The sequence below is a fragment of the Plasticicumulans acidivorans genome (assembly GCF_003182095.1).
In the GTDB taxonomy this organism is placed as follows: domain Bacteria; phylum Pseudomonadota; class Gammaproteobacteria; order Competibacterales; family Competibacteraceae; genus Plasticicumulans; species Plasticicumulans acidivorans.
In genome coordinates, this window is the sequence record NZ_QGTJ01000002.1 from 241353 (window position 1) to 266418 (window position 25066).

General features: G+C 62.5%; 27 protein-coding genes. 16 read left to right on the forward strand and 11 right to left on the reverse strand.

All coding sequences use genetic code 11. The features are described from left to right. The 8 genes from C7443_RS03705 to C7443_RS03740 all read left to right on the forward strand — a co-directional run bounded on the left by C7443_RS03705 (position 1) and on the right by C7443_RS03740 (position 6777). A complete protein-coding gene (locus C7443_RS03705) occupies positions 1-1206 on the forward strand; it encodes a beta-ketoacyl-[acyl-carrier-protein] synthase family protein (RefSeq protein WP_110017223.1) in 1206 nt (401 codons plus the stop codon). Continuing rightward, on the forward strand, positions 1203-1988 hold the full coding sequence (locus C7443_RS03710; RefSeq protein ID WP_110017224.1) for a beta-ketoacyl synthase chain length factor: 786 nt from the start codon (positions 1203-1205) through the stop codon (positions 1986-1988). Before C7443_RS03705 ends, C7443_RS03710 begins: the two co-directional genes overlap by 4 nt. Beyond that, positions 1985-2449 carry a hotdog family protein gene (locus C7443_RS03715; protein WP_110017225.1) on the forward strand — a complete coding sequence of 155 codons (465 nt, stop codon included), beginning with the start codon at positions 1985-1987 and terminating at the stop codon, positions 2447-2449. The genes C7443_RS03710 and C7443_RS03715 overlap by 4 nt, the downstream gene beginning before the upstream one ends. Beyond that, positions 2446-3168 (forward strand): 3-oxoacyl-ACP reductase FabG, encoded by a 723-nt coding sequence (gene fabG, locus C7443_RS03720; protein ID WP_110017226.1) that lies wholly within the window; start codon positions 2446-2448, stop codon positions 3166-3168. Before C7443_RS03715 ends, fabG begins: the two co-directional genes overlap by 4 nt. A 28-nt stretch (positions 3169-3196) precedes the next feature. Next, on the forward strand, positions 3197-4495 hold the full coding sequence (locus tag C7443_RS03725) for a cation:proton antiporter (protein ID WP_110017227.1): 1299 nt from the start codon (positions 3197-3199) through the stop codon (positions 4493-4495). Positions 4496-4766: 271 nt separating this feature from the next. Beyond that, positions 4767-5282 carry a GNAT family N-acetyltransferase gene (locus C7443_RS03730; RefSeq protein ID WP_110017228.1) on the forward strand — a complete coding sequence of 172 codons (516 nt, stop codon included), beginning with the start codon at positions 4767-4769 and terminating at the stop codon, positions 5280-5282. Between the two features lie 43 nt (positions 5283-5325). Further along, a complete protein-coding gene (locus C7443_RS03735; RefSeq protein ID WP_110017229.1) occupies positions 5326-6129 on the forward strand; it encodes a class I SAM-dependent methyltransferase in 804 nt (267 codons plus the stop codon). 195 nt (positions 6130-6324) lie between these two features. Beyond that, complete coding sequence (locus C7443_RS03740) at positions 6325-6777, forward strand: GNAT family N-acetyltransferase (protein ID WP_110017230.1); 453 nt, start codon at positions 6325-6327, stop codon at positions 6775-6777. On the opposite strand, the gene C7443_RS03745 is transcribed toward C7443_RS03740, so the two are convergent. Genes C7443_RS03745 through C7443_RS03770 form a run of 6 tightly spaced genes read right to left on the reverse strand, consistent with a single transcriptional unit; the run spans position 6774 to position 12098 of the window. Then, entirely contained in the window at positions 6774-7565 is a 792-nt protein-coding gene (locus C7443_RS03745; protein WP_110017231.1) for a glycosyltransferase family 2 protein, read from the reverse strand. The genes C7443_RS03740 and C7443_RS03745 overlap by 4 nt on opposite strands. Continuing rightward, positions 7562-8320, reverse strand: coding sequence for a lysophospholipid acyltransferase family protein (locus tag C7443_RS03750; protein ID WP_110017232.1), 759 nt, complete (start codon positions 8318-8320; stop codon positions 7562-7564). Before C7443_RS03750 ends, C7443_RS03745 begins: the two co-directional genes overlap by 4 nt. 20 nt (positions 8321-8340) lie before the next feature. Continuing rightward, positions 8341-9168: a MipA/OmpV family protein gene (locus C7443_RS03755; protein ID WP_246004530.1), complete on the reverse strand. Its 828-nt coding sequence runs from the start codon at positions 9166-9168 to the stop codon at positions 8341-8343. Continuing rightward, positions 9165-10136, reverse strand: coding sequence for a chorismate transformation FkbO/Hyg5 family protein (locus tag C7443_RS03760; protein WP_246004531.1), 972 nt, complete (start codon positions 10134-10136; stop codon positions 9165-9167). The genes C7443_RS03755 and C7443_RS03760 overlap by 4 nt, the downstream gene beginning before the upstream one ends. After that, a complete protein-coding gene (locus C7443_RS03765) occupies positions 10133-11473 on the reverse strand; it encodes an NAD(P)/FAD-dependent oxidoreductase (protein WP_110017234.1) in 1341 nt (446 codons plus the stop codon). Before C7443_RS03765 ends, C7443_RS03760 begins: the two co-directional genes overlap by 4 nt. Positions 11474-11498: 25 nt before the next feature. Continuing rightward, positions 11499-12098 (reverse strand): hypothetical protein, encoded by a 600-nt coding sequence (locus tag C7443_RS03770; protein ID WP_246004532.1) that lies wholly within the window; start codon positions 12096-12098, stop codon positions 11499-11501. 293 nt (positions 12099-12391) lie between these two features. Here C7443_RS03770 and nfsB point away from each other — a divergent pair, with 293 nt between their 5' ends. The 5 genes from nfsB to C7443_RS03795 all read left to right on the forward strand — a co-directional run bounded on the left by nfsB (position 12392) and on the right by C7443_RS03795 (position 17062). Continuing rightward, entirely contained in the window at positions 12392-13048 is a 657-nt protein-coding gene (nfsB, locus tag C7443_RS03775; protein WP_110017235.1) for an oxygen-insensitive NAD(P)H nitroreductase, read from the forward strand. A gap of 117 nt (positions 13049-13165) precedes the next feature. Next, positions 13166-13582, forward strand: a complete 417-nt coding sequence (locus tag C7443_RS03780; protein ID WP_110017236.1) for a TOBE domain-containing protein — start codon at positions 13166-13168, stop codon at positions 13580-13582. Positions 13583-14815: 1233 nt separating this feature from the next. Continuing rightward, complete coding sequence (locus C7443_RS03785; RefSeq protein ID WP_110017237.1) at positions 14816-15700, forward strand: GTPase family protein; 885 nt, start codon at positions 14816-14818, stop codon at positions 15698-15700. Between the two features lie 72 nt (positions 15701-15772). Continuing rightward, positions 15773-16330, forward strand: a complete 558-nt coding sequence (locus tag C7443_RS03790; RefSeq protein ID WP_110017238.1) for a nuclease-related domain-containing protein — start codon at positions 15773-15775, stop codon at positions 16328-16330. Positions 16331-16585: 255 nt separating this feature from the next. Continuing rightward, positions 16586-17062, forward strand: coding sequence for a glycine-rich domain-containing protein (locus tag C7443_RS03795; RefSeq protein ID WP_246004533.1), 477 nt, complete (start codon positions 16586-16588; stop codon positions 17060-17062). Positions 17063-17229: 167 nt separating this feature from the next. Here C7443_RS03795 and C7443_RS20565 read toward each other — a convergent pair whose 3' ends face one another. Continuing rightward, the gene (locus tag C7443_RS20565) at positions 17230-17571 is read right to left on the reverse strand and encodes an integrase core domain-containing protein (protein WP_342774206.1); all 342 of its coding nucleotides are present in this window, start codon (positions 17569-17571) and stop codon (positions 17230-17232) included. After that, positions 17489-17950, reverse strand: a complete 462-nt coding sequence (locus tag C7443_RS20570; protein ID WP_342774202.1) for a hypothetical protein — start codon at positions 17948-17950, stop codon at positions 17489-17491. Before C7443_RS20570 ends, C7443_RS20565 begins: the two co-directional genes overlap by 83 nt. Before the next feature lie 1308 nt (positions 17951-19258). Here C7443_RS20570 and C7443_RS19790 point away from each other — a divergent pair. Next, positions 19259-19921: a hypothetical protein gene (locus C7443_RS19790; protein ID WP_146213226.1), complete on the forward strand. Its 663-nt coding sequence runs from the start codon at positions 19259-19261 to the stop codon at positions 19919-19921. A gap of 160 nt (positions 19922-20081) precedes the next feature. Here C7443_RS19790 and C7443_RS03805 read toward each other — a convergent pair whose 3' ends face one another. After that, the gene (locus tag C7443_RS03805; RefSeq protein ID WP_110017239.1) at positions 20082-21230 is read right to left on the reverse strand and encodes an iron-containing alcohol dehydrogenase; all 1149 of its coding nucleotides are present in this window, start codon (positions 21228-21230) and stop codon (positions 20082-20084) included. A 397-nt stretch (positions 21231-21627) separates the two neighbouring features. Between C7443_RS03805 and C7443_RS03810 the strand changes: the two genes are divergently transcribed. Both C7443_RS03810 and C7443_RS03815 read left to right on the forward strand, forming a co-directional pair. Next, a complete protein-coding gene (locus C7443_RS03810; protein WP_110017240.1) occupies positions 21628-22569 on the forward strand; it encodes an AraC family transcriptional regulator in 942 nt (313 codons plus the stop codon). A gap of 453 nt (positions 22570-23022) precedes the next feature. Next, positions 23023-23499, forward strand: a complete 477-nt coding sequence (locus C7443_RS03815) for a MarR family winged helix-turn-helix transcriptional regulator (protein ID WP_110017241.1) — start codon at positions 23023-23025, stop codon at positions 23497-23499. A gap of 10 nt (positions 23500-23509) precedes the next feature. Here C7443_RS03815 and hemF read toward each other — a convergent pair whose 3' ends face one another. Beyond that, positions 23510-24433, reverse strand: coding sequence for an oxygen-dependent coproporphyrinogen oxidase (gene hemF, locus C7443_RS03820; RefSeq protein WP_110017242.1), 924 nt, complete (start codon positions 24431-24433; stop codon positions 23510-23512). Between the two features lie 31 nt (positions 24434-24464). After that, entirely contained in the window at positions 24465-25031 is a 567-nt protein-coding gene (tsaC, locus tag C7443_RS03825; protein ID WP_110017243.1) for an L-threonylcarbamoyladenylate synthase type 1 TsaC, read from the reverse strand. Positions 25032-25066 lie beyond the last annotated feature (35 nt).

Sequence of the window (25066 nt, forward strand, 5' to 3'; positions counted from 1 at the left end):
ATGTTCACACCGCTCCTGCTCGCTCACTACACGGCTACCAGTTGCCTGGGCTCCGGTCTTGGGGCCACGCTGGCGGCCCTGCGCGCCAATCGCAGCGGCCTCGCCCGCTGCCAGTTCGAAGACGTCACGCTGCCAACCTGCTGCGGCGCCGTCGCCGGCCTCGACCGCGTCGCACTGCCGGCGGCGCTCGCCCGCTTCGACTGCCGCAATCACCGTCTGGCGCTGCACGGCCTGCAGCAGGACGGCTTCCTCGACGCCGTCGCCGCGGCGCGGCAGCGCTACGGCGCCCAGCGCATCGGTGTGTTCCTCGGCACCAGCACCTCCGGCATCCTCGAAACCGAACACGTTTACCGCCAGCGCGGCGCCGATGGGGCGCTGCCGGCCGGCTTCGATTACGCCAGCACGCACAGCCTGTACGCGCTCGCCGAGTTCGTGCGCCGCCTCTGCGCGCTCGGCGGACCGGCGGCGGTGGTGTCGACGGCCTGCTCGTCGAGCGCCAAGGTCTACGCCAGCGCGGCACGGCTGATCCACGCCGGCGTCATCGACGCGGCCATCGTCGGCGGCGTCGATTCGCTGTGCCTGACCACGCTGTACGGCTTCAATTCGCTGGAGCTGCTGGCCGAGGCGCCATGCCGGCCGTTCGATCGCGGGCGCGACGGCATCTCCATCGGCGAGGCCGCGGCGTTCGCGCTGCTCGAACGCGCCACGGCCACCGATGCCACAGCCGTGCTGCTGTGCGGCGTCGGCGAATCGAGCGACGCGCACCACATGTCATCGCCGCATCCGCAGGGCCTCGGCGCGCAACAGGCGATGCAGGCCGCGCTCGCCAGTGCCGGCTGCACGCCGGCGGAAGTCGACTACATCAACCTGCACGGCACGGCGACGCCGAGCAACGACGAGGCCGAGGCCCGCGCCGTGCGCGCGCTGTTCGGCAGCGCGCTGCCGCCGGCCAGTTCGACCAAGGGCGCCACCGGCCACACGCTGGGCGCCGCCGGCGCGCTGGAAGCGGTCATCTGCGCGCTGGCGCTGCGCGAGGGGCTGGTGCCGGCCAGCACCGGCACGCGCGCGGCCGATCCGGCGCTCGGCCTGCAGCCGCCGCTGGCGCCGTTTGCCGCGCCGCTGCGCCGCGTGCTGAGCAATTCCTTCGGCTTCGGCGGCACCAACGCCAGCCTGCTGTTCGCCCGTGCCGGAGACTGCGCATCATGAGCACGCTGCAGGCCACGCTGCTCGGGGTCGGCGCCGTCGGCCCCGGCTTCGCCGACTGGAACACGCTGCGCGCGCTGCTGCGCGGCGACGCCGAATACCGGCCCGTGCCCTGCGTGGCGCCAGTGCCGAACGCGCTGCCCGCCGCCGAACGCCGGCGCACCGGCAAGGCCACGCGGCTGGCGCTCGCCGCCGGCTTTGCCGCTGTGGCCGACGCCGCGGCCGATGCGGCGACGCTGGCGACGGTGTTCGCCTCCTCCGGCGGCGACGGCGACAACTGCCACGCCATCTGCGAGGCGCTGGCCGGCAGCGACCGGCTGATCTCGCCGACGCGTTTCCATAACTCGGTCAACAACGCCGCCTCCGGCTACTGGGGCATCGCCAGCGGCGCGATGGCGCCGTCGACGATGATCGCCGCCTTCGACGGCAGCTTCGCCGCCGGCCTGCTCGAAGCCGGCGGCCTGCTCGCCAGCGGCCTGCCGCAGGTGCTGCTGATCGCCTACGAGGCGGCCTATCCGGCGCCGCTGCACGCCACCCGCCTGCTCAGCGGTGACTGCGCGCTGGCCTGCCTGCTCGCCACTGATGCCGCCGGCCCGCGCCTGCGCCTGGAGCTGTGCGAGGAGGCGCCGACAGTGCTGGCGCAGCCATCGCTCGAAGCCCTGCGCCGCGGCATTCCCGCCGCTCGCGGCCTGACGCTGCTGCAGGCGGTGGCGCAGGCACAGGCGCAGCGCGTGGTGCTCGACTACATCGACGGCCTGCAGCTCGCCGTCGAGGTGCAGCCATGACCCCGTCCCCGCTGCTCGATCACGCCTGGATCGCCGCGCACATCCCGCATCAGGGCCGCATGTGCCTGCTCGATCGCGTCGAGCAGTGGAGCCCGACGCAGGTGCGCTGCAGCGCCAGCAGCCACCGTGTCGCCGACCATCCGCTGCGCGTCGGCGAGCGGCTCGGCGCACACGCCGGTATCGAATACGCCGCGCAGGCGATGGCGGTACACGGTGCGCTGCTCGCCGGCGAGACCGCCGCGCCGCCACGGGCCGGCTATCTGGCCAGCGTGCGTGACCTGCAGCTGCAGGTCGCCCGCCTCGATGACGTACCCGGCGCGCTGCTCATCGACGCCGAGCTGCTCAGCGGTGACGCGCGCTCGGCGCTGTACGGCTTTCGCCTCAGCGACAGCCGCGGCGCCGGCCTGCTCAGCGGCCGCGCGGCGGTGATCTTCGATGCGCTGGCGCAGGTGACGCGATGAGCCGCCGGGCGCTGGTCACCGGCGGCAGCGGCGCGATCGGCGCGGCGATCTGCCGCCGCCTCGCCGCCGACGGCTGCGCGGTGCTGATCCACGCCCACCGCGGCGTCGAGGCCGCCGAGGCGCTGGCCGCCGAGATCCGCGCCGCCGGCGGCACGGCGCAACCGCTGATCTTCGACCTCACCGATGCCGCCGCCAGCGCCGCGGCGCTCGACGCAGTGCTCGCCGACGGCCCGGTGCAGGTGCTGGTGCACAACGCCGGCGTGCACGACGACGCCGTGCTGCCGGGCATGCGCGCCGAGCAGTGGCATCGCGTCATCGACGTCAGCCTGCACGGCTTTTACCACGTCACCCAGCCGCTGCTGCTGCCGATGATCCGCACGCGCTGGGGCCGCATCGTCAACATCGGTTCGATCGCCGGCATCGCCGGCAACCGCGGTCAGGTCAACTACGCCGCCGCCAAAGGTGCGCTGCACGCGGCGACCAAAGCGCTGTCGCTCGAAGTCGCCGGGCGCGGCATCACCGTCAACGCCGTCGCGCCCGGCATCATCGCCACGCCGATGAGCCAGGGGGCCTTCGACGCCGCCGCGATCGCGCGGCTGGTGCCGGCCAAGCGCGCCGGCCAGCCCGCGGAGGTCGCCGATCTGGTCGGCTTCCTCTGCTCCGAGCAGGCGGCTTACATCAGCGGCCAGATCATCTCCATCAACGGCGGCATGCTCTGAGCCTGCAGCACCGACCGAGGGAACGCCGGTGAGCCAGCCCAGCCTCGCGGCTCAGGAAGTCGCGGTTCATCAGCACGAGCTGCTGCTGTATTTCACGCTGCTGCAGCTGGCGATCATCGTCCTCGCCGGGCGCCTCGGCGGGGCGCTGGCGCGCCGCGGCAGGCAGTCGCCGGCGGTCGGCGAGATCCTCATCGGCATCCTGCTTGGCCCCTCGCTGTTCGGCTGGCTGGCGCCGGAGGCGTTTCACTACATCTTCCGCAGCACGCCGCCGGAGCCGCTGCAGATCCTCTCGCAGGTCGGTCTGCTGCTGCTGATGTTCCAGATCGGGCTGGAATTCGACTTCGCTCACCTCGGCGAGCCCAAACACCGGCGCACGGTGTGGCGCATCGCCATCGCCAGCCTGCTGCTGCCTTTCGCCTTCGGCCTCGGTTTTGGCTACCTGAGCGCGCCGCAACTGTCGCCGGGGGCGCCGCCGCTGGCCTCGGCACTGTTCGTCGCCACCGCGCTGTCGATCACCGCACTGCCGATCCTCGGCCGCATCATGATCGAGTTCGGCCTGGAGCGTTCGCCGCTCGGTGTCATCGCCATCAGCGCCGCCGCGATCAACGACGTCGTCGGCTGGCTGCTGCTGGCACTGGTGACGACGCTGACGCTGTCCGGCTTCGATGCCGCCGACTTCGCGCTGCGCGTGGCGCTGGTGCTCGGCTTTCTCGTCGCCTGCTGGTACGGCCTGCGGCCGCTGGCCCGGCGCCTGGTGCGCCTCGGCGCGCAGACACCGGGCGAGCTGACGCCGAACCGCCTCGGTGCGCTGCTGGCGCTGATCTTCCTCTGCGGCATGTGCACGCAGCAGCTCGGCATCTTCGCGATCTTCGGCGGCTTCATGGCCGGCGTCGTGCTGCATGAGGAACGTCCGCTGGCGCTGGCCTGGCAGCAGCGCGTCAGCCCCTTCGTCAACGTTTTCTTCCTGCCGATCTTCTTCACCTACACCGGTCTGCGCACGCAGATCGGCAGCCTCGACACCTTCGCCGCCTGGGGCTGGTGCCTGCTGGTGCTCGCCCTCGCCACCGTCGGCAAATTCGCCGCCAGCTACGCCGCCGCCCGCCTCAGCGGCCTCAACCACCCCAGCGCCGCCCTGCTCGGCGCCATGATGAACACCCGTGCCCTGATGGAACTGGTGGTGCTCAACGTCGGCTACGACCTCGGCGTGATCTCCGCGCAGGTATTCACGATGCTGGTGATCATGGCCATCACCAGCACCGTGGTGACGACACCGGCACTGCGGCATTGGCTGCCACGCTGCGGCGCCTTGGCGCGACGGGGTGGCTGAGTCCGTTCTTGCGAACACGCGGTGCAGGGAATTGCCGTCACTGAACGATCCGCGCAGCAAACGCCAATAGGATTTCTGGCAGACGTCGCAAAAAACATCCGGCGGCGCCGACAACGCCTTTACAGCGGCATTTATCTGCCCGGGTGGCATTCCACTGGCTTACAGCACCCGCTGATTATTCAAGCTTCACCGCAAAGAAACCAAAACCCGTCTGCCCGGCAGAAGCCTGTTCATAAAAGGGAACCCGGTGCTTATTACCGAATCCAGAAGGATGCTGATCCGCACACTCTCGGCAGACGACGTGCCGGCACTGGCCATGGTGCTCGCCGATCCCGAGGTCATGCGCTATTCGATTCGCGGAGTCCTCACCACGGAGCAGACGGCCGGCTTCGTTGAAGGGTGCATCGGTCTATATCACCAGCACGGTTACGGGCCGTGGGCTCTGATCGAAAAAGGATCGGCACGACTCATCGGCTTTTGCGGCCTTAATCTGGAGTCGGTCGAGGGTGTCGAGGAGATTCATGTCGGCTATCGACTCGCCCGGCCGTTCTGGGGTTTCGGGTTGGCGACCGAAGCCGTGCAGGCGGTATTGCGCCTGGGCTTCCAGGAGTTAGCCCTCCCTGTCATTTCGGCCATCGTCGAGCCGCAGAACATCGCCTCCGTGCGGGTTCTGGAGAAAAGCGGCTTCACCTTATTTGAAGACAAAACCTTCCACGCGCGCAGTGTCCGCCTCTATCGGCAATGGCCGGTTGTGGACGGTCACGACGCTCACCGCTCAGGCAATTGACTGCTAAACAGGGGGATAGTGAAGGCCATGAGGACGAGCGGTGATGGCCAATACACACGTATCCGATACCTGGGAGCGCGGAAGTCCTTATGAGCAGTACGTCGGCCGCTGGAGCCGACGGGTTGCCCCCGCCTTTCTCACGTGGTTGGACATTCCAGCCGGCCGGCGCTGGCTCGACGTCGGATGCGGCACAGGGGCCTTGTGCGCAGCGATCGTCGATTGCTGTTCGCCACGTTCCGTCACCGGCATCGAACCCTCGGCCGGATTCCTCAAAACCGCGGCGGAGCATCTCGCGGGTCTGGCCACGTTCCAGCAGGGCAGCGCGACGGCGATCCCCCTCGACGCGGGGACCGTCGATGCAGCGGTTTCGGGACTGGTTCTGAACTTCGTCCCCGATCAACCGGCAGCGCTTCTTGAAATGGCGCGCGTCACCGGTCAGGGCGGCACGATCGCGGCCTATGTCTGGGATTACGCCGGCAAGATGGAGCTGATCCGATTCTTCTGGGACGCAGCGGCCGCGCTCGATCCGGACGCACTCCCGCTGGATGAAGGTCTGCGCTTTCCGCTCTGCCAGCCCGAGGCCCTTGAGCAGTTATTCGCCAGTGCCGAACTCGATGACATCGAAGTAAGCCCCATCGAGATTCCGACATCCTTCGCGAATTTCGATGACTACTGGCACCCCTTCCTCGGTGGCCAGGGCCCCGCACCCGCCTATGTGATGTCGCTCGCTGAAACCGCCAGGACCCGTCTGCGGGATCGGCTGCAGGAACGGCTGCCGACAGCGGCAAACGGCACGATTACGCTGACGGCCAGAGCGTGGGCCATTCGCGCGATCGTGCCGACGTAAATCACGCGCAGGCGCGCACGGTGATGGACACAGGATGTGCGTACTGATCGACTAACCAGCCCTCTACTCAACAGCATGCGCTGGGCTACACATTCGAACCAAATGCCGAGCAACTGCTTTAAAAAACCAAGGCCTCCTTTTTTTATAATCGACATGAGCCGTTACCCGCCTGCTTCCCTGAGCAAAAGTTAAAACGTGGCCTTCACGCGTTCACACCCCAGCGATTTCCTCTCATGGCTCGCCCTCGCCCGTGAAGTCGAGCCCCTGTTCGGGCCGATGGTGGATGAAGAGGGCTTTCACGCGGCGCTGCGACAGGCGATCGGGGGCGAGGCGGCGTTCTGCATTCGGCATGACGACGGGGATGCGCTGTGCGGCGGGGTCATCATTTCGCCGGCGGCGAATGAGATCGTGTGGCTTGCCGTGGCGGAGCGTTTTCGGCGGCGGGGATTTGGCCGGGCCCTGCTGAGGGGTGCGCTCGATCGGCTGGAGCGGCGCGAGCGCATCCGGGTACAGACCTTTGCTGCCGGCGTGGCCGCAGGTGCGGCGGCGCGGCGGCTTTATCTCGCTGCGGGTTTCAGCGATGTCGAAGCAGCCGGAGCGAATCCGGCCGGGATCGCGACGGTGATCATGCAGTTGCCGGCGCTTTAGGCATCCGGCGTATGGCCCGATACAGGAACAGCGCTGCGCAGCCGCCGCCACAGCAGAACCGGCAGGCGCAGCACGAAGCCGAAGAACAGCCGCGTGTGCATCCAGGTCAGCAGCAGGTTGTCGCGGCCGTAAGCGAAGTGGGAAACGCCGCCCTCCTCCGGCTTCGGATAGCGCACCGGGGCGGGCAGGTTGACCGGGCGCACGCCGCGCCAGCACAGGCGCACCACGGCCTCGGGATCGAAGTCGAAGCGGCGCATCCAGTGCTGGCCGCGCATCACGCTGCGCAGCGGCTCGACCGGGTAGACGCGAAAGCCGTACAGCGAATCACCGATGCCGGCCCACAGCGTTTCCAGATTGGCCCAGGCGTTGGAGATCTTGCGGCCGCGCACGCGCAGCAGCGGCGCATCGGCGTCGAACACCGGGCAGCCGAGGATCATCGCCTGCGGCGCCTGCTGCGAGGCAGCCATGAACGCGGGGATCAGCGCCGCCGGGTGCTGGCCGTCGGAATCCATCGTCAGCACATGCGTGAAGCCGGCCTGCGACGCGGCGTCGAGCCCGTGCAGCACCGCGGCGCCCTTGCCGCTGTTATGCGCCAGACGCAGCACGCGCAGACCGGGATCATCGGCGGCGAGCTGCTGCAGGCCCTCGGCACTGCCGTCATCGCTGCCGTCGACGACGACCCACACCGGCGACCACTGCGCCCGCGCCGCACGCACGGTGGCGTAGACGATTTCGCCGGGGTTGTAGCTCGGGATCAGCAGCAGATGGGTGCGGGATGGCGGGTTCACGCGGAATGCCTCGGCAGCGGCGGCCGGGTGGCCAGCTCGGCAACGAAATAAGCCTGCAGCTCAGCGGTGAAGCGCTCGCAGTCGCTCGGCGGATCGAAGCGCCGGCCGAGGCGCACGCGGTAATGGATCGGCATCGCCGGGCGGCGGAACAGCGGCCAGCCTTTCGACAGATAGGCCGAGTCGGTTTCGATGAACAGCGTCTGCACCGGCACGCCGGCGCGGCTGGCGATCAGCGCCAGGCCCTTCTGGAACGGGCCGACCGGCAGCGCGCTGCTGCGCGTCCCCTCCGGGAAGATCAGCAGCTGCTGGCCGGCGCGCAGATCGTCGATGGCGCTGCGCACCATCGCCAGGATCGGTTCGTTGCGGATGTAGCGCGCCAGCCGCGCACCGGCGCCGAGAAAGACGTTGCGGATCAGCGCCGCCTTCATGATGCAGGCGACGTCGGGCAGGCGCGAGACGATCATCAGCGCATCGAGCAGGCAGGGATGGTTCGGCGCCAGGATCATCGGCCCCTGGCCGGCCAGCTCATCGAGCGCGCGCAGATCGAAGCGGCAGGCGCCGGTCAGCGTCAGGAAGCCGAGGTAAATGCGAAAGCCGGCGCCGATCACCCAGCGCCCGAGCCGGCGCCCGGCGCGCGGCGACAGCAGCGGGTAGGCGAGCAGGGCCAGCGGCGTCCACGACAGGCAGATCGCACCGAGCACGCCGAGCCCCAGGTAGAGGCGGATGTATTCGCTGACCAGTCGCAGCAGGCGCATGGCAAACCCCGGAATGCTTGTCAGTACTCGACCGGCACGCGCTGCGTCGATTCGTCGAACACCCAGGCCAGCGCGACGCCGGCAGCCCAGGAGGAGTCGCTGTCGACCAGCGGCGAATCGGCGAACACCGCGCCGCGCAGATCGTCGTAACGCACGAAGCCGCCGACCCAGAACTGCTCGAAGCGCTTCGACACCGCCACCAGGAACTGGCTGCCGCTGTAGCCGCCACCGCTGGTGAAGGTCGGCCGGGTGGCGCTCGCATAGCGCGGGCTGACGTCGTAGAAATAGGCGTGGTTGCGGCGGTCGGCGAAGATCGGCCCGGCCAGCATGCCCAGATGCCAGCCCTGCAGGCCGAAGGGATCGTCGACGTCGAGGTTGAGGTTCGGGCTGAACACCATGCCGACATCGCGCGGCGTGCCGGCGGCGGTCACCGCCAGCCGCGCCGGCAGGCGCAGTTCCAGCCGCTGGCGCTGGTCGGCGCTGTGCCAGAGGCGGAACTCCAGCGCCGGGCCGAGTTCGACGGTGGCGTCGAGATCCGGCATGCCGCGGCGCAGGCTGTCGCCGCGGCTGTCGACCGGCAGCGAGGCGCCGAGGCTGACGTTGAACTTGACGATGTCGCTGTCGAACAGCTCGCCGCGGATACCGTCACGGTCGGCCTTGAACACCTCGCCGCGGTAGACGAAATACGGCACCGGCAGCACGTAGTCGCTGCGTCGCGAGGAGCCGCGATATTCATTGAAGCTGACCGCGCCGACCCCGAAGCCGACCTCCCACAGCGGTTTTTCCTCCGCCACGGCGCTGCCGGCCAGGCCGAGCAGCAGGGGGAATGCGATAAGCGATGCCTTCATGGCCATGTCTCCACGCCGGCCGGCAGGCTGCAGGCCTCGATCTCGACCAGCAGCTCGCTGCGGCAGACGTCGGCCTGCACGAAGCCGAGCCGCGCCTGCGCACCAAGCTGCTGCCGGCATTGTTCGCGCACCCAGGGCAGATCGGCCGGGTCGCGCAGGTAAACCAGATAGGCGAGCGGCGCCAGCGTGAACGGTGCGCCAGCGGCGGCGACCACCGCCGCCAGATTGGCGATGCTTTCACGGGTCTGGGCGATGACATCGTCGATGTGCAGCGAACGATGGCCGACGATCGCCGCCGTGCCGGAAACATACAGCCGCGGCTCACCGGCGACGCTGAAACGCCCGGCACGGGCGAAGGTCGGGCTCTTCGCGCCGTACTGCGGCGGGTAGTCGTAGGCGCTGACCTGGCGCGGATTCTCCACCGCCTGCGCCGGCTGGCGCCCGGCGAGCAGGCCGATGCGCAGGCCGCCGCTGCCGACACCGAGGGCGCAGGCAGCCGGCACCGCGCCGCTCAGCGCCCGCCCGGCAGCGGCGAAAGCAGCCTGCCGGCCAGCGTTGAACTGGCGGTAACGCTCGCTGCCGTGGCTCTCCAGGTTGATCTGCGGCAGGTAGTTCCACACCCGCAGCACGTGCGGGTAACCGTTCGCCGCCAGACAGTCGAACAGCGCCGCGTAGGCCGCCTGCGTGGCCTGCTGCAGCGGCGTCGGCAAGGCCGCCGGGTCTTCGTCGAGGCAGCAGACGGCGAACAGCAGGCTGTCGTCGCAGCGGTAGTGCACGACGCCGTGGCGACCGTCGCGGCAGGGGCTGCCGTCGCCGGCGACCGGCAGTTCGAGCACCTGGCCGGCCAGCGGCGGCGCCACCACGTCGAGCACCGCGCCGCCTGCCGCTGCCACGCCGGGCGCGACGAAGCGGATCAGGCCGAGCCTGTCGGCCGCCTGCGCGTGCGCCGCCGGACAGGCTGCGCTCATGCGCCCCCACCGATGCGGTCGGGCTCGTCGACCGGGCGGATGTTGGCGCGCCGCCGCCGCCAGGCCTGCCAGGAGCGCTTCAGCCGCGAGGCGGCGGCCAGGTAATAAAGCACCTTGAAGGCGAACAGCGAGCGCCAGATCGGCGTGCGGCCGAAGATGTCGCCGGCCAGCACCGACAGCAGCGCCTCTTCCATGCGCAGCACGTTGCGCGGGTCCATGAACAGATCGCGCATCGTCGGCGTGGTGATGCGGTAGATGAACCAGGAAAACTCGCGCGGGCCGCGGCGCACCGCACGGTCGTAGCGGGCGAGCGCCTGCGCGCGCGCCGCCGGCTCGCGCAGCCAGCGGTCGATGGCGTCGGCGCCGTCGAAGCCGCTCTGCATCGCCAGCATCACGCCGGAGGAGAACACCGGGTCGATGAAGGCGAAGGCGTCGCCGAGCAGCAGGTAGCGCTCGCCGTGAGTGCGGTCCGAGGTGTAGGAGAAATTGCCGGTGGCCTCGACCGGCGACACCAGCTCGGCATCGCGCAGGCGCTCGGCCAGTGCCGGGCACTGGGCGATGGTGTCGCGGAAGAAGGCTTCAAGCGGACGCTCGCGGCGCTTCATGTAATACGGCCACACCACCGCGCCGATGCTGGTCACGCCGTCGGCCAGCGGAATGAACCAGAACCAGCCGTGCTCGAACCAGAAGATGGTGATGTTGCCCTCGGCGCAGCCGGCGTGACGGCGGGCCTTGCTGAAATGCGCATACATCGCCGCGCTGTTGTGCTTGGGGTTGCGCTGCTTGGCCTGCAGCCGGCTCGACAGGAAAGTGTCGCGCCCCGAGGCATCGGCGATGAAGCGCGCATGCCATTCGCTGCGCCGGCCGTCGTCGTGCTCGGCGCTGACGCGCACGCCGGCGTCGCCCGGCAGGAACTCCACCTCGCGCACGCGACAGCCTTCGATGACCTCGGCGCCGTTGCGCGCGGCATTGCGGATCAGGATCTCGTCGAACTGCGAACGCCGCACCTGGTAGGCATACGGCATCGACTTGTCCCAGGCGTTGGCGAACTGGAAGGTCTGCGAGCGCTCATGCCACGGCGAGACGAACTCGGCGCCGCGCTTCTCGATGCCGATGGCACGCACCTCGTCGGCGACGCCGAGCTTCTCGAACAGCGGCAGATTGGCCGGCAGCAGCGATTCACCGATGTGAAAGCGCGGATGCCGCGCCTTCTCCAGCAGCGTCACCGCGTGGCCGCGCTGCGCCAGCCGCGTGGCCACGGTCGAGCCGGCAGGGCCGCCACCGATGACCAGCACATCACACTCGTGGAGGCTTGCTTCGTGGACGGCTTCGCCCATGTCGATCTCCGGACGGCTGCAGCCGTCAGCGACGGTATTCGATCAGGTTGCGGGTGCCGGCGTCGTTGGTGACGATCTCCTTGAGCCGGCCCTTGGCGTCCCAGTTGAGCTGGTATTCACCGAAGCTCGACACCCACATGCGCCAGGTCGGCGCATCCAGCGAGGAATTCTCACTGGTCAGCGGGTAGCCGACCGCGGTGATCACCTGCTCCTTGCTCATGCCGGTCACCAGCTGGCCGGCGCGCACGGCGTCGCGGATCTTCGCCGGGTATTTGGCGATGCGCGGCTTCGGGTCGTTCGAGATGACGATCTTCGCCACCCACTGTTCGAGCGATTCCTGGTCGCGGCCGTAATCGTGACCGAGGCGGTAAGGCTTGCCGTCGATGTCGACCTGGGCACGGTTGCGACCGTAGTCGAGCACACGGATCGGCGTGCCGGCCGGAATCATCGGCAGCGTCGTGTAGTTCGAATCGCTGATCCAGTCGCCTTCCGCGTGCAGGTTGCAGCAGGTGTAGCCCTGCAGCAGCGGTGCCGCGGAACCGTTGGTTGGCATCGTCTTGCAGCCGGCGAGCAGCAGCGCACCGATGAGGAGACCGCCGAAGCGGCATACCCGGGTCATCTCCATAAGCCTTCGACCTCCGCCTAGTGAACGGGGCGAGTCTATCGTCCGCCGACTGGCGGGCAAAAGCGCTGCCATCACACATCGGCAGGCGCCACTGACGCAGGATCACGACCACGGCATCGCGATCTGCCCGGATGGTTTTCAAATCATTTTTGAAACTCAATCGGCTTTCGCCGACTTTTTCGAACCAATAAAAAGCTTCAATGTCGCCATCGCCGGGGTCCGCAGCCAACGCGGCAGGCGGACCCGCCATGCTGCCCACGACTTTTCCTTCAAAACCCGCAGGAATTCTGCCGATGAACATCGTCGCCTACGCCCAGAAGCGTCACACCACCAAAGCCTTCGACGCCAGCCGCGCCATTCCCGAAGACACCATCGAGCAGCTGCGCACGCTGCTGCGCAACAGCCCGTCATCGGTCAATTCGCAGCCCTGGCATTTCGTCATCGCCGGCAGTGCCGAGGCCAAGGCGCGCATCGCCAAGGCCACGCAGGGCGGCTTTGTCTACAACGAGCCGAAGGTGCTACGGGCCTCGCACGTCATCGTGCTGTGTGCGCGCACCGATCTCGACGCCGACTACCTGCGCAGCGTGCTCGAACAGGAAGACGCCGACGGCCGCTTCGCCACGCCGCAGGCCAAGGCCGGCCAGCAGCAGGCGCGCCAGGGCTATGTCGACATCCACCGCTATGCGCAGAAGGATCTGCAGTCGTGGATGGAAAAGCAGGTCTACCTCGCGCTCGGCACGCTGCTGCTCGGCGCCGCGACGCTCGGCCTCGACGCCTGCCCGATGGAAGGCTTCGACATGCGCATCCTCGATGCCGAACTCGATCTGCACGCGCGCGGCTACACCAGTCTGGTGCTGGTCAGCCTCGGTTATCACGGCGAGGACGACTTCAACGCCAACCTGCCGAAATCGCGGCTGCCGGCGGCCGCGGTGTTCACCGAGCTGGGCTGAAATACACGATAGCGATGGCGTTGAGTTTTCATATCGCCCTGGCAGACAGTAAGCCTCAGCAGCGAGGCGGACGCCTCGCCTGCAGCCAAACCCCCAGAAACATCAAGGACTCGCATCATGAAGCTCAGCGCACGCAACCAGTTCTCCGGCACCGTCAAGACCATCGAAGCCGGCGCCGTCAATGACGAAGTCGTCGTCGCCATCGGCAGCGACACCCTGACCGCCACGCTGACCAAGGACGCCGTCTCCGCCCTCGGCCTGGTTGCCGGCACGCCGGTGACCGCGCTGTTCAAGGCCAGTGCCGTGATCCTCGGCGCCGGCACCCCGGGCAAGCTCAGCGCCCGCAACGTGTTCACCGGCACCGTCAGCTCGATCAAGGAAGGCGCCGTCAACGCCGAAGTGGTCCTCACCACCGCCTCCGGCTCGACCGTCACCGCGATCCTCACCGAAGACGCCGTCAAGGACCTGGGCCTCGCCGTCGGCAGCCCGGCCTACGCGCTGGTCAAGGCCACGAGCATCATCATCGGCGCCTGATCGCCTCCCCGAGCACCACCGAGGCCCCGCATCCTCCTGCGGGGCCTCGGTTTTTTCATGCCCGCCGATATCGCCTGAGGCCAGATCAAGGCCGCCTGCAGACCGCCCTGCCCACGCGTCGCCAAGCATCTCGGCGGGGGCACATGCTCTACGCGCCTGGCAGACGCCATCGCCCGCCAATGAAGCGCGGGCAACGAGCTGACCAGCGACATCGGCTCGACCAATGCACTGACAGGCTGCAGACACATCCGCCGCCAGCTCCGCGCCACGTACCCACCAAGATCATCGGTTAAGAACCTCGAAACCCTCGCCAACGCCGAGACACTGAGGCTCTGTGTGTGGCTGTAGCTACCAGAGGAGAAGTAAGCGAATAGTTCATTATCTGGCGCTGCACGTGACAGTAACGGTGAGAGTGATGAAGATCACAGACGGAGTTATTTACACGGCTAAGGATGTGAGCATCGGAATTTAGCAACCTCACGTAGCAATGACTCTTATGGACCCCTTTCAGCACACGGACCCTAGCGTGGGTGGCGACACCACTCTTAGACACTTAAGCGCGAGTGAACCGACGACGCCATACCCCTACACTTCAACCCGTGTATGTAGCGCATTGGTGTCGACACATCTCAGTAGAAAGGTTATTTCTACTAGACCGCTACACTGCCAGCTTAAATAGCGGGCATACTCACCGGCACAGATATGTTTTCACCATTTACCTTAGCTAAAAAGCCGTTAGAGATCAGGAATGCTATTTATTTTGTGCTAGATGCCATAAAAGAAGCCGCACTTGATAAATTATTAACTCTTCCCCAAAAACTAGGCCACTGTGAAACATAAAGCCGAATACGTCTTCACTACAAGCACTAAAGTCTGCAAAATAATCATGATTCCAAATCTTACGGCCGAATCAATTTAGTTTAATTTAAAGTTCATACCCAACGTCTCCTTCATCTGTGCGAGGGGATTTCCGAAGGAAAAAACGCTGAGTACCAAGGATTATTGCAACCATCAGCCTAGCAAAACAAAAAGCCGAACAAAAAGTCATTTAAATCAACCGCAGCAATTGAGCTATTGGTAAAAATCATGGACTTTACGTAAATATAAAATTAGCGCGGCAGCTGACATTACCATTAACAGGAATTGACTTACAGCAGGCTTTTCTCGCTTTCAACCAACTCAATATATTAGGCGCTACACATTGCGCTTCAACAAGAACAAGAGGCAAACAAAATGACATCAATGCTCGAAAACAAAAATAAACCTTTTAATGAAATCAATAAAAAAATAATTCTTGAAAAAATCAAGAACGAGATTTCAAAAATAAGAAACTACACACCAAAAGTTGCTATTTTTGGTGACACTGGCGTTGGAAAGTCCAGTCTTTGCAACGCTCTTTTCGGAAAAAATATCGCAGAAATAAGTGATGTAGAAGCGTGTACAAGAGCCCCTCAAGAAATACTTTTATCAGGTGAGGGGAATGGCATTACTCTTCTTGATGTTCCAGGAGTCGGTGAAGACCCGCAACGCCACGCAGAGTACCGCGAGCTATATAAAAGTTTGCTTCCTGGGTTAGACCTTGTTATCTGGGCAATAAAAGCCGATGACAGAAAATACGCCACATCAATAGAAATTTACCAAGAAATACTCAAACCAAATTTAGAAAAATGTCCAGTGATATTTGTCATAACCCAGGCGGACAAAATTGAACCTCACAGAAAATGGGATGTGCAAAAGAATGAACCGGGAGAAGAACAGGTCGTAAATTTAACAAAAAAAATAAATGATATTTCATCTAGATTCAATGTATCAACAAATAAAATTGTTGCAGTCTCGGCAAATGACTCTTGGAATCTTGTCGAGCTTGTAAACAAGGTTGTTGACATACTCCCAAACGAAAAAAAATACTCTTTCACGAGAGAGGCAAAGGAAGAAACGGTATCCGAAGAAGCAGCAAAAAACGCCGAGATAGGAATTTTTGAGGAAATTAAAAAAAAGGCGGGGGAAACTTGGGACTACATCAAATATGAAGCAACAGACATCATAGTTGATAAAGTAAAAGAATACACACCTAAAATCGCACACACATTCATCCGTTGGCTCTCTTCTTTTTGGTAGAGAACATAATAAGTTATTCCAATGAATCTCCCACGCGAGCAAGGCTAATTGTAAACATCAGGTATCTCTTTAATGACACCAACGGATGCAGGAAACGCTGGCGAAGAAGCCGTAAGAGAAATACTTAGGGGAATAAAAGGCACACTGATATCTGGTTTCATTCGCTCAAAAAACATCTGCTATTACAATCGAAATTTTCAAATTGATTTTCTTCTATTTGTTCCAAAAATTGGGTTAGTAATTCTTGAAGTCAAGAATTGGAAAGGTACAGTAAAGGCTGTAGCTGGAGAAAAGTGGTACCAGGAAACCCCCGGATACAAAAAAGATTTAGGCAATGCCTCTATTCAATCTCTTCGCACATCTGGAATGCTTTTGCAAATTCTAGAAAAAGGAAAAACAAATAGGTGGCCAATTAGACCTGTCGTTGTTTTTGCAAACGATAACGCAAGAATTCTTAAAGCCAATGGAAATCATGCCCCCCAGACCGACATAATCCTCAAATCAATGATCCCTAAGTGGATTATTCAAAACTCAAGCGATGAAATTATATATAATTTCACATCACCTGATTTTGATGCCGTAAAAAACGTAATTTGTCAATACACCAGCGAGTATGTAGAGAACGATTAGCAGCACACTCTACTATCGCTAACCTTGCACTCAAAACTCTTGACTTTATTTACCCTTCAGATTAACAACAAGACTGTTTTAGATATCATACGCAGAAATTTATAGCACTGGTTCCATTATCGTAGCAGTCACTATTACTGCAGCTTGGCACTTCTATTTCAGTGTTAGAGATAGCATCTGTCAGTCAAACCGAACAGACTTTAGTTGTTGAATTAAGTTTGTATGCCATGTCCTTTTAACCAACCACGAGCACCTATGATGACCGAATCAGTTTTAAATGATATTGACCTTGAACCGATCATGGTCAAGATTATGGACAAAGAAGAAGGCTTAGGCTGGTCACTTGATTTCACAAAGCGCGTAGCGCACGAATACAAAAAGTACCTCGTGCTTTGTAAAGAAAACCCAGATTCAGCAGTTGTTCCATCCACTTTCGTCGATGACTTCTGGCATTTCCATATTCTAGACACACAGAAATACCAAGAGGACTGCGAACAATTTTTTGGATATTTCTTGCACCATTTCCCCTATTTCGGTATGCGTGGAAAAGATGACGAAGAAAATCTAAAAACGGCATGGGCCGAATCATGTGCTCTTTACGAGAAAAGATTTGGTGATTTACCCATTGATTTATGGTTATCTAGCAAGCGCTGCCCGAATTGCGGCCGGCGCTGTAAGGATGTCAAAAGTTTTTCAATGGATCAAAGGCCAAGATTGGCATTGAGGGCGTAATATGTGATCAAATGGGCGTCATAAAGATTGCACATTTTCGACGCCCATTAGCTCGACAAAAAATATTTAAAAAAATTGACACAGCCATGTGAAACAAAAAATAAAAAATCCGGACCAAATCTTAAACACTTGTGAAAAATTTCTAAAATTCCACCCCATTTCAGATCCTACATGTCAAGTCCCGCCTGATCCTGTGGCTGCTGCTGAAACAACTCTGGGTGTTCCTGATACCAGCGTTTGAGCACAACGACGGGCGAGCAATGCGCCAGCGCACGCTGCGAGATGTGCAGGTTGTAGACCTGTACGTAGCGGGTAAGCGTTTCGCGCAGGTGCTCACCACTGTGAAAGCGGGTGGTGGCGAGCACCTCGGCGATGCAGCCGTTGAAGCGCTCGACCATGCCGTTCGTCTGGGATGGCGTGGTTTGATCAGGCGATGCTCGATGGTATTGGCAGCACAGACCTGATCGAAGACATGCTCCCCAGTGGGCTCGCGCTCGCCGGTGGCACAGAAACGGTCGGTGAACTCCTTGCCGTTGTCAGTGAGCACCTTGGTGAGCCGGAAGGGAGCGGCCTGGATTTGGTGCTCCAGGAAGCCGCTGGCGTTGGCAGCGGTCTTGTCCGGCAGGATTTCGACGTGCACCCAGAGCTAGCCCGGTCGATAGTGACGAACAGGTAGTGGCGCGTGTGCTCACCGGGCATCTGCGGCAGATACTTCACGTCCACGAAGCCCGGAGCGTAGTCCTTGAAGGTTTTTGCCGGTGAGCGGTGGCTTTCCTCACGCGGAATCAAATCCTCCAGGCACGAGCGCGAGACTTCGGGATAGACGAACGCCCGGGTCACCACGAGCAGGTCATCGAGGGGCAGCAGCAGGAACTCGCGCAGTTCCACCACCACAAGCTCCTGCTCCGGAGAAAGTGTCGCGTGTGCAGGGCCTGCGGCCGATGCGAGCGATCCTGCATGTCCGTGCGCGCCCGCCACTTGCGCACGGAGGACAGCGTCCGGTTGTAGCGTCGCGCCAGCACCGTGCTCGACTCGCTGGAGGCTTGCAACTCGGCGCGGATCACGGGGGTCGTGCGGGCTTGCTTGTGTACGGTCGCTGACATCGGTACAGGTTTCCGAGGATTAGCCCGGCTCGGCTGCCTTGGTGCGGATCGTCGCAATCAACTACTCACAGACGCCGCGGGCTCGGAACAGGGGGTAACTCCTTGGGAGGAATATGATCACACTGGACCAGACAATTACACCTTAGATAGTCGATCCACGGCCAAATTCTTACATGGGAGAGTTGAGGGATGAATTCCCCAAGCTTGACTATAAAAATGATGTTCTGGTAATCGAAGGCATTGGCACATTTTAAGGAGCAACTTGTGCGAATCGCGAGCCGGTTTTGGAGTTATGTATTAATTCTGGCCTTCGCATTGCTTGCCGGGTGTGAAAGGGAAGCATCTACGCCTGTAGCGCCAGCCAAACCACACAGCATCCCTGCTGCTTCTGTCTAGGTTGGAGGGCTCGACGGAGGCGTGTTCGTACTTATCAGGAAATCTGAGAAGATTAGAAATGGAATATATCTCGGGGAAATTTATTATGCTTCTGGAGATTCGGCCTATAAGGGACCAATAAAAATATTTCAAGAAAACACCACCTGGTTTGATTCAACAAAGAAAGAATCATTCGAGGGATGAGATGGTGATACGCTGTATTTAAAAAACAACCAATACCTCAAGATTCAAGATAAGCCATGAACAAACACGATGCACAACAACGCTATTAACGCGGACAGTCAAAAGCGGTTATGGCGAATGCTAGAAACAATACCGTTTAATTGGTCAAAACGCTCATGTTAACTAGCGATTTGAGGGAAAACAGCCTCATCTGTCGATCGCCAGAAACTCCGTGATGACAAATTAATTCCCATATCATCTGTGAGACTTTCGCCCCCCATCGAACACAGTCTTGATGGTCACAAAAAAACACATCAAAAACATAAGCAACTAACCATGCTATGGCTTTTGATTGGAAAGCACTTTAAAACAATCTATCATCACAGCTGTTTTGAATAATTTTTTAAACAGATCAACACCTTACGCCAAGCACGAGACAGCCTCTTTAAAAACTCTTTAGCGTTCACAAAACATGGGGTATTGAAAGCCAATGCAAACCTCACTTTGGCACCGATGCACCGCTGTTATTATCAGCATGCTGATTACAGCTATTGCGAATGCAGCCCCTGTACTTATTGCTTACGACTCGATCGATCCGACATCGATTGAGACCTTTGAAAGCTACCCATCAGGGCCCACTGACATTACAACCTTCAACGGCTTTTCATTTATCCCTTCCATACCATATGGGATTGCTGGCATCTGTCGTGGTTACTACTGCCCTTCTGCGGCCCTAATCGCTTCGATTGAAGTATTTGAACCACCGAGCCCCGTCGTACGCCAGCTCACGGGATTTGCACCGGGTACGACCCAAGTTGGGCTTCTAGTCGATTCGTTCTGGAGACTGGCACATTTGTATAGTCCGGCCGCCGGCTTTAAGCCGGACGCATTCATCATTACAGTCATTGGCAACTCCGGAACATCTGACTTTGCTCTAACACTTACTGAAAAAACATGGTTTGCCTTTGAAGATCAAACGGGCCTGCTTGAAATCTCTTTTGCCAACTATGGTTCACACACCAATGACTATCAATATTCCATGTGGAATTATCTATTCGATGACATAATAACTTTTTCCCCTATTCCTGAACCCCCTTCAGCGTTCCTCGTGGCTTCGGGATTGATCGTCAGCGCATCTCTCCGCCGATACCGTCGACGCAATTACCGACGCAAACCATGCGTCGCTGTTTCCAGTTAGAGTCGGTTACGAATTACTGACGCCAACACGATAGGGGAAGACTTTGGATTTATCCTCACAATTAATTTGCCATCGAAGACTCGCAATACGTCTTTGAGAGGAGGCTTGCAAACGATGGCGCACTCTCAGCACCGCCAGACTTCGAGCGTGCGCCATGCACTCACAACGCGCTGTTCAAGATGTCGGTGACCACGGCCGGCGTGTAGAGCTCGGCGATGCCGAAGCCGCGGACGTTACTCTGTACTTTTTCGGCGATGGCCGGCAGGTCGGCGGCGCTGATCTGCAGCTGCGTCAGGCGCGTCGGGGTGCCGATCTTGTCGAACCAGTGCTCCAGTGCGGCGATGCCCTGCTCAGCGCTGTCGACACCGAACACCTGGCGAGCGAAGCGCTCGAACTGCGCCGGGTTGCGGCTGTGATACCACTTCATCCACGCCGGCATCACCACGGACAAACCGGCGCCGTGCGGCACGTTGAACAGCGCCGAAAGCGCATGCTCGATGGCGTGATTCGGATAGCTGAAGCCGGCGGCGCCGGAGAAGGTCAGGCCGTTCAGCGCGAGCGTCGCCGCCCAGGCGAATTCGGCACGGGCGTCGTAGTCGGCCGGGTCGGCCAGCAGCGCCTCGGTGGTTTCGATCACGGTGTTGAGCAGCGCTTCGACCAATCGTGACAGCAGCTTCGGATGCACGCTCGCCGTGAAATAGGCCTCGATCAGATGGGCGATGACGTCGGCGGCGGAATACACCAGATAGTCGCGCGACACGCCGCGCATCAGCTGCGGATCGACGATCGAAACCTGCGGGAACAGGGCCGGCGCAGCGATGAAGAATTTCTCCTGCGTGTCTTCGTTGGTGACGACGGCGGAGCCGTTCATCTCGCTGCCGGTGGCGGCCAGCGTCAGGATGGTGAACAGCGGCAGCGCCGAGGCGATCGCGGCCTTGCCGAGAAACAGCTCCCAGACGTCGCCGTCGTAGTGCACACCGGCGGCGATCGCCTTGGCACTGTCGAGCACCGAACCGCCACCGACCGCGAGCACGGCATCGACCTGCTGCGCACGCGCCAGCGCAACGCCTTTGCGCACCGTCGAAATGTGCGGGTTGCTGACGATGCCGCCGAGTTCAACCCAGGCGATGCCCTGTTCGGCGAGCTTGCCGCTGACGGTGGCGAACAGTCCTTCGCGCTTGATGCGTTCGCTGCCGTAGCAGAGCAGCACTTTCCTGATGCCGCGCGCGGCGAGGATCTCGCCGATCAGCTGTTCCTTGCCGGTGCCGAATTCGACGCGGGTGGGATTGAAGTAAGTGAAGTTTTCCATGGGCTTATCCGATAGGGGCTGATGAGAACGCACGACTGCAGGCGGGCGCCGTGAGCAAAGCCGTGTCGATGACGAAACGGGGAGCCGCGGCGTTGAAAACGCCGCACCGGCAGTCCGAAAGCCGCGTATCCGCCGCGGCGGGATTGCCCGTCCTGTACATCGGCTGACTGCCCTCGCCTGCTGATCACGGTGAAACTGCCGGGAGGCGATCAGGGCTCGGCAGCGCGCGCCGGCGCGGCCGCCGGTGACCTTGAGCATTCTCCCGCTCACGGCCGCGAATCGATTGAACGATCCTGCCCAGTTCTTGCCCGATCCGCCGAACTTCAGCACAACGCCCCCTGCCCCACCGGCGGCCGCAGTACAGTGCGCGGGGCAGAATTCCGAGGTCCGCAGGCCAGTGCACGACGATTCGAGTCAGGAGAGTCCGCGGATCGGCGCGCTGCACACGACGCTGGCCCGCCACATCGCACGCCGCTGTGAACACTCCGGGGAGTGGCCGACGCCGATCCCGGCACTGTCGTTCTTCCGCATGGAATGGCCGACACCGCCGTTCGTCTGTCTGGTGGAGCCGAGCGTCGTGCTCGTCGTCCAGGGGAAGAAGCAGATGCTGATGGGCGGCGCGAGCTACGCCTACGACACCCGCCGCTTTCTGATCACCTCACTGGACCTCCCGGCCAGCTCGCAGGTGATCGAAGCCAGCCCGGAGCAGCCCTGTCTGGGGCTGGTGCTGAAGCTCGACCTGCGGATGATGGCGGAGCTGATCGCGCAGGACGGCCTGCCGCCGCCACACGAACGCACCGCTCAGAGCATGGGGCTGGGCACGATCACCCCACGGCTGCTGGAGCCGTTCACGCGCCTGCTGGCGCTGCTCGATGAGTCCGATGCCATCGCCGTGCTCGCGCCGCTGATCCAGCGCGAGATCCACTACCGCCTGCTGCTGAGCGATCAGGCGGCCCGCCTGTGGCAGATCGCCGCGGTGGGCAGCCAGGGCTATCGCATCGCCCGGGTCATCGACTGGCTGAAGGTGAATTACGCGGCACCGCTGCGCATCGACGAACTCGCTGCCCGCGTGCAGATGAGCCGTTCCAGCCTCCACCATTACTTCCGCCAGCTCACCGCCATGAGTCCGCTGCAGTACCAGAAGTGGCTGCGCCTGAACGAGGCGCGGCGCCTGATGCTCAGCGAAGACCTGGACGCCGCCAGCGCCGCCTTCCAGGTCGGCTACGAAAGCCCATCGCAATTCAGCCGTGAATACAGCCGCCTGTTCGGCGCACCGCCCAGGCGTGATGTCGCCGGCCTGCGCCGCGAAGCAGAGCACGTACCCGCCGCCCGCAAGTGAGCCGCAGCCGCTCCGCGGCAATGCCCATTGCTCCAGCCCGGCACCGGCGACGCGCGGCCCCGCATCAGACAAAACCTGGCGCCCGCTGCTCAGAGCTCCCACGCCCTGTCCCCGTCAAAAGATCCGCGACGGATCTGTGCGGCCCCGTTTGCGTGGGCGTCGCAATCCCGAGAGCGCCTGCTCCCGATCGCGCCGCGCGGGCGGCAGGCGGATAAAAAAGTTCATCTGACAATCAATTGCTGCAGAGCAACAAATTTAATGCTGCACGGTCATAACGTGCACTTCACAGCTGGGGTTTACTGAAAAAAACCTTTGCGAAAACCCTTCCCATGCAACCATGCCGCAGTGCAACATGACGCTAATCAGGTCAGTCCAGCGCTGCTGCAGGGCGCGGTGGAATGCCAACAAGCTATTGAAAACTTTACCGGTCCCAACAGGGACACGGAGGCCGTTATGTCTGCAGAGCGCATCGCGCCACTTGAACTCGAGCGCTTCCTGCCTCACCGGGTCAACGTCATCGCCGAGCTGATGAGTCGCACGCTGGGGGCGATCTATCGTCATCACTTCGGCATCAGCGTGCCGGAATGGCGGGTGCTGGCAGCACTCGCCTACGGTGCACCGCTGTCTGCCAGCGAAGTCGGCCTGCGCACGCACATGGAAAAAGCGCGCGTCAGCCGCACGCTGTCACGCCTGCAGGACGCCGGCCTGATTCGCCGCGAGGTCGATCCGCGTGACAACCGCGTAGCGGTGCTGGATCTGTCGCGCGACGGACGTGAGCTGTTCTCGCAACTCTCGGCGATGGCGATCGACTGGGAAGCCGATCTGCTCGCCGGCATGGGTGATGACGACCGCGAACACCTGACCAAGCTGCTCGGCCGCCTGCACGCGCGCATCGACGAGCTGCGTGCCAGCTCATCGAAGCTGTGCTGAACGGCGCGCCTCAGGCCAGCCAGTCGCGCGCGCGCAGATAGTCGGTATACAGACGGGCCTCGGGCGTACCGGCGGTCGGTTGCCAGTCATAACGCCAGCTGACCAGCGGCGGCAGTGACATCAGGATCGATTCGGTACGCCCGCCCGACTGCAGGCCGAACAGCGTGCCGCGGTCCCAGACCAGGTTGAACTCGACGTAGCGGCCGCGACGGTAGAGCTGAAACTCGCGCTCGCGCTCGCCCCACGGCATGTCGCGGCGGCGCTCGACGATCGGCAGATAGGCGTCGAGATAGGCGTTGCCGACGCTGCGCATCAGCCCGAACGCCTGCTCGAAGCCGCCTTCGGCGTAGTCGTCGAAGAACAGGCCACCGATGCCGCGCGGCTCGTTGCGGTGCTTGAGATAGAAATACTCATCACACCAGCGCTTGAAGCGCGGGTACAGCGCCTCGCCGAACGGTGCGCAGGCATCGCGGGCGACACGGTGCCAGTGCCGGCAGTCCTCATCGAAGCCGTAATACGGCGTCAGGTCGAAGCCGCCGCCGAACCACCACACCGGCTCGGCGCCGTCCTGCAGCGCGACGAAAGCCCGCACGTTCATGTGCGAGGTCGGCACGTAGGGGTTGCGCGGATGGATCACCAGGCTGACGCCGAGCGCCTCGAAGTGCCGCCCGGCCAGCTCCGGGCGCTGGGCGGTCGCCGACGGCGGCAGACGCTCGCCGCGCACGTGCGAAAAATTGATGCCCGCCTGCTCGAACAGCGCGCCCTCGCGCAGCACGCGGGTGCGGCCGTCACCGCGCAGGCCGGGGCGGTCCTGCGGCCGTGTCCAGTCATCGCGCAGGAACGGAACGGTGCCGTCGGCGGCTTCGATCGCGCTGCAGATGCGCGTCTGCAGATCGAGCAGGTAGGGACGAATCGCGGGAATATCGAGGCTCATCGGGGCTCCGCAGGCAGATGTGGCACGCCATTCAGCCGGCGCGCACCAGCTCGCCGCTGCGCGCGTCGCGGATCGTCGTCGGTCGCGCCTGGCCACCGAGTGCGCCATGCAGGACCAGATCGACGTCGTCACCAAGCCGTGCGCGCACGGCGAGCGGCGTGCGCGCCGGCGGCTGACCGGCACGGTTGGCGCTGGTCGACACCAGCGCGCTACCGGCGGCGCGGCACAGCCGGACGACGAGCGGGTGCGCGGTGACGCGCACGGCGAGGGTATCGTGGTCGCCGCGCAGCCAGCGCGGCACATCGCGCCGGCAGGGCAGCAGCCAGGTGTTCGGGCCGGGCCAGGAATCCCCAATGCGGGCACGCAGCGCCGGCGTCAGCGGTTCAAGGAAGGCTGCGAGCTGGTCGAAGCCGGCGGCGATGAGGATCACGCCCTTGCCGATCGGCCGACGCTTGAGCGCGAGGATGCGCAGCACGGCATCGGCATCGAGCGGATCGCAACCGAGGCCGTAAACGGCCTCGGTCGGGTAGGCGAGCAGGCCGCCGTCACGGATGACGGCGACGGCCCGGGCCAGCGGGAAACGGGGAATCAGGGACATGCTCGGCGGCTATGGCAGCGGCGGCGGTCGCCGCC

Coding starts and splice junctions, on each gene's coding strand:
- C7443_RS19790 (WP_146213226.1), top strand. CDS start 19,259: ATGCTGATTACAGCTATTGCGAATGCAGCCCCTGTACTTATTGCTTAC.
- nfsB (WP_110017235.1), top strand. CDS start 12,392: ATGAACATCGTCGCCTACGCCCAGAAGCGTCACACCACCAAAGCCTTC.
- C7443_RS03715 (WP_110017225.1), top strand. CDS start 1,985: ATGACCCCGTCCCCGCTGCTCGATCACGCCTGGATCGCCGCGCACATC.
- C7443_RS03750 (WP_110017232.1), bottom strand. CDS start 8,320: ATGCGCCTGCTGCGACTGGTCAGCGAATACATCCGCCTCTACCTGGGG.
- C7443_RS03795 (WP_246004533.1), top strand. CDS start 16,586: ATGATGACCGAATCAGTTTTAAATGATATTGACCTTGAACCGATCATG.
- C7443_RS03805 (WP_110017239.1), bottom strand. CDS start 21,230: ATGGAAAACTTCACTTACTTCAATCCCACCCGCGTCGAATTCGGCACC.
- C7443_RS03705 (WP_110017223.1), top strand. CDS start 1: ATGTTCACACCGCTCCTGCTCGCTCACTACACGGCTACCAGTTGCCTG.
- C7443_RS03780 (WP_110017236.1), top strand. CDS start 13,166: ATGAAGCTCAGCGCACGCAACCAGTTCTCCGGCACCGTCAAGACCATC.
- C7443_RS03785 (WP_110017237.1), top strand. CDS start 14,816: ATGACATCAATGCTCGAAAACAAAAATAAACCTTTTAATGAAATCAAT.
- C7443_RS03760 (WP_246004531.1), bottom strand. CDS start 10,136: ATGAGCGCAGCCTGTCCGGCGGCGCACGCGCAGGCGGCCGACAGGCTC.
- hemF (WP_110017242.1), bottom strand. CDS start 24,433: ATGAGCCTCGATATTCCCGCGATTCGTCCCTACCTGCTCGATCTGCAG.
- tsaC (WP_110017243.1), bottom strand. CDS start 25,031: ATGTCCCTGATTCCCCGTTTCCCGCTGGCCCGGGCCGTCGCCGTCATC.
- C7443_RS03755 (WP_246004530.1), bottom strand. CDS start 9,168: ATGAAGGCATCGCTTATCGCATTCCCCCTGCTGCTCGGCCTGGCCGGC.
- C7443_RS03770 (WP_246004532.1), bottom strand. CDS start 12,098: ATGGAGATGACCCGGGTATGCCGCTTCGGCGGTCTCCTCATCGGTGCG.
- C7443_RS03765 (WP_110017234.1), bottom strand. CDS start 11,473: ATGGGCGAAGCCGTCCACGAAGCAAGCCTCCACGAGTGTGATGTGCTG.
- C7443_RS03790 (WP_110017238.1), top strand. CDS start 15,773: ATGACACCAACGGATGCAGGAAACGCTGGCGAAGAAGCCGTAAGAGAA.
- C7443_RS03730 (WP_110017228.1), top strand. CDS start 4,767: ATGCTGATCCGCACACTCTCGGCAGACGACGTGCCGGCACTGGCCATG.
- C7443_RS03735 (WP_110017229.1), top strand. CDS start 5,326: ATGGCCAATACACACGTATCCGATACCTGGGAGCGCGGAAGTCCTTAT.
- C7443_RS03815 (WP_110017241.1), top strand. CDS start 23,023: ATGTCTGCAGAGCGCATCGCGCCACTTGAACTCGAGCGCTTCCTGCCT.
- fabG (WP_110017226.1), top strand. CDS start 2,446: ATGAGCCGCCGGGCGCTGGTCACCGGCGGCAGCGGCGCGATCGGCGCG.
- C7443_RS03710 (WP_110017224.1), top strand. CDS start 1,203: ATGAGCACGCTGCAGGCCACGCTGCTCGGGGTCGGCGCCGTCGGCCCC.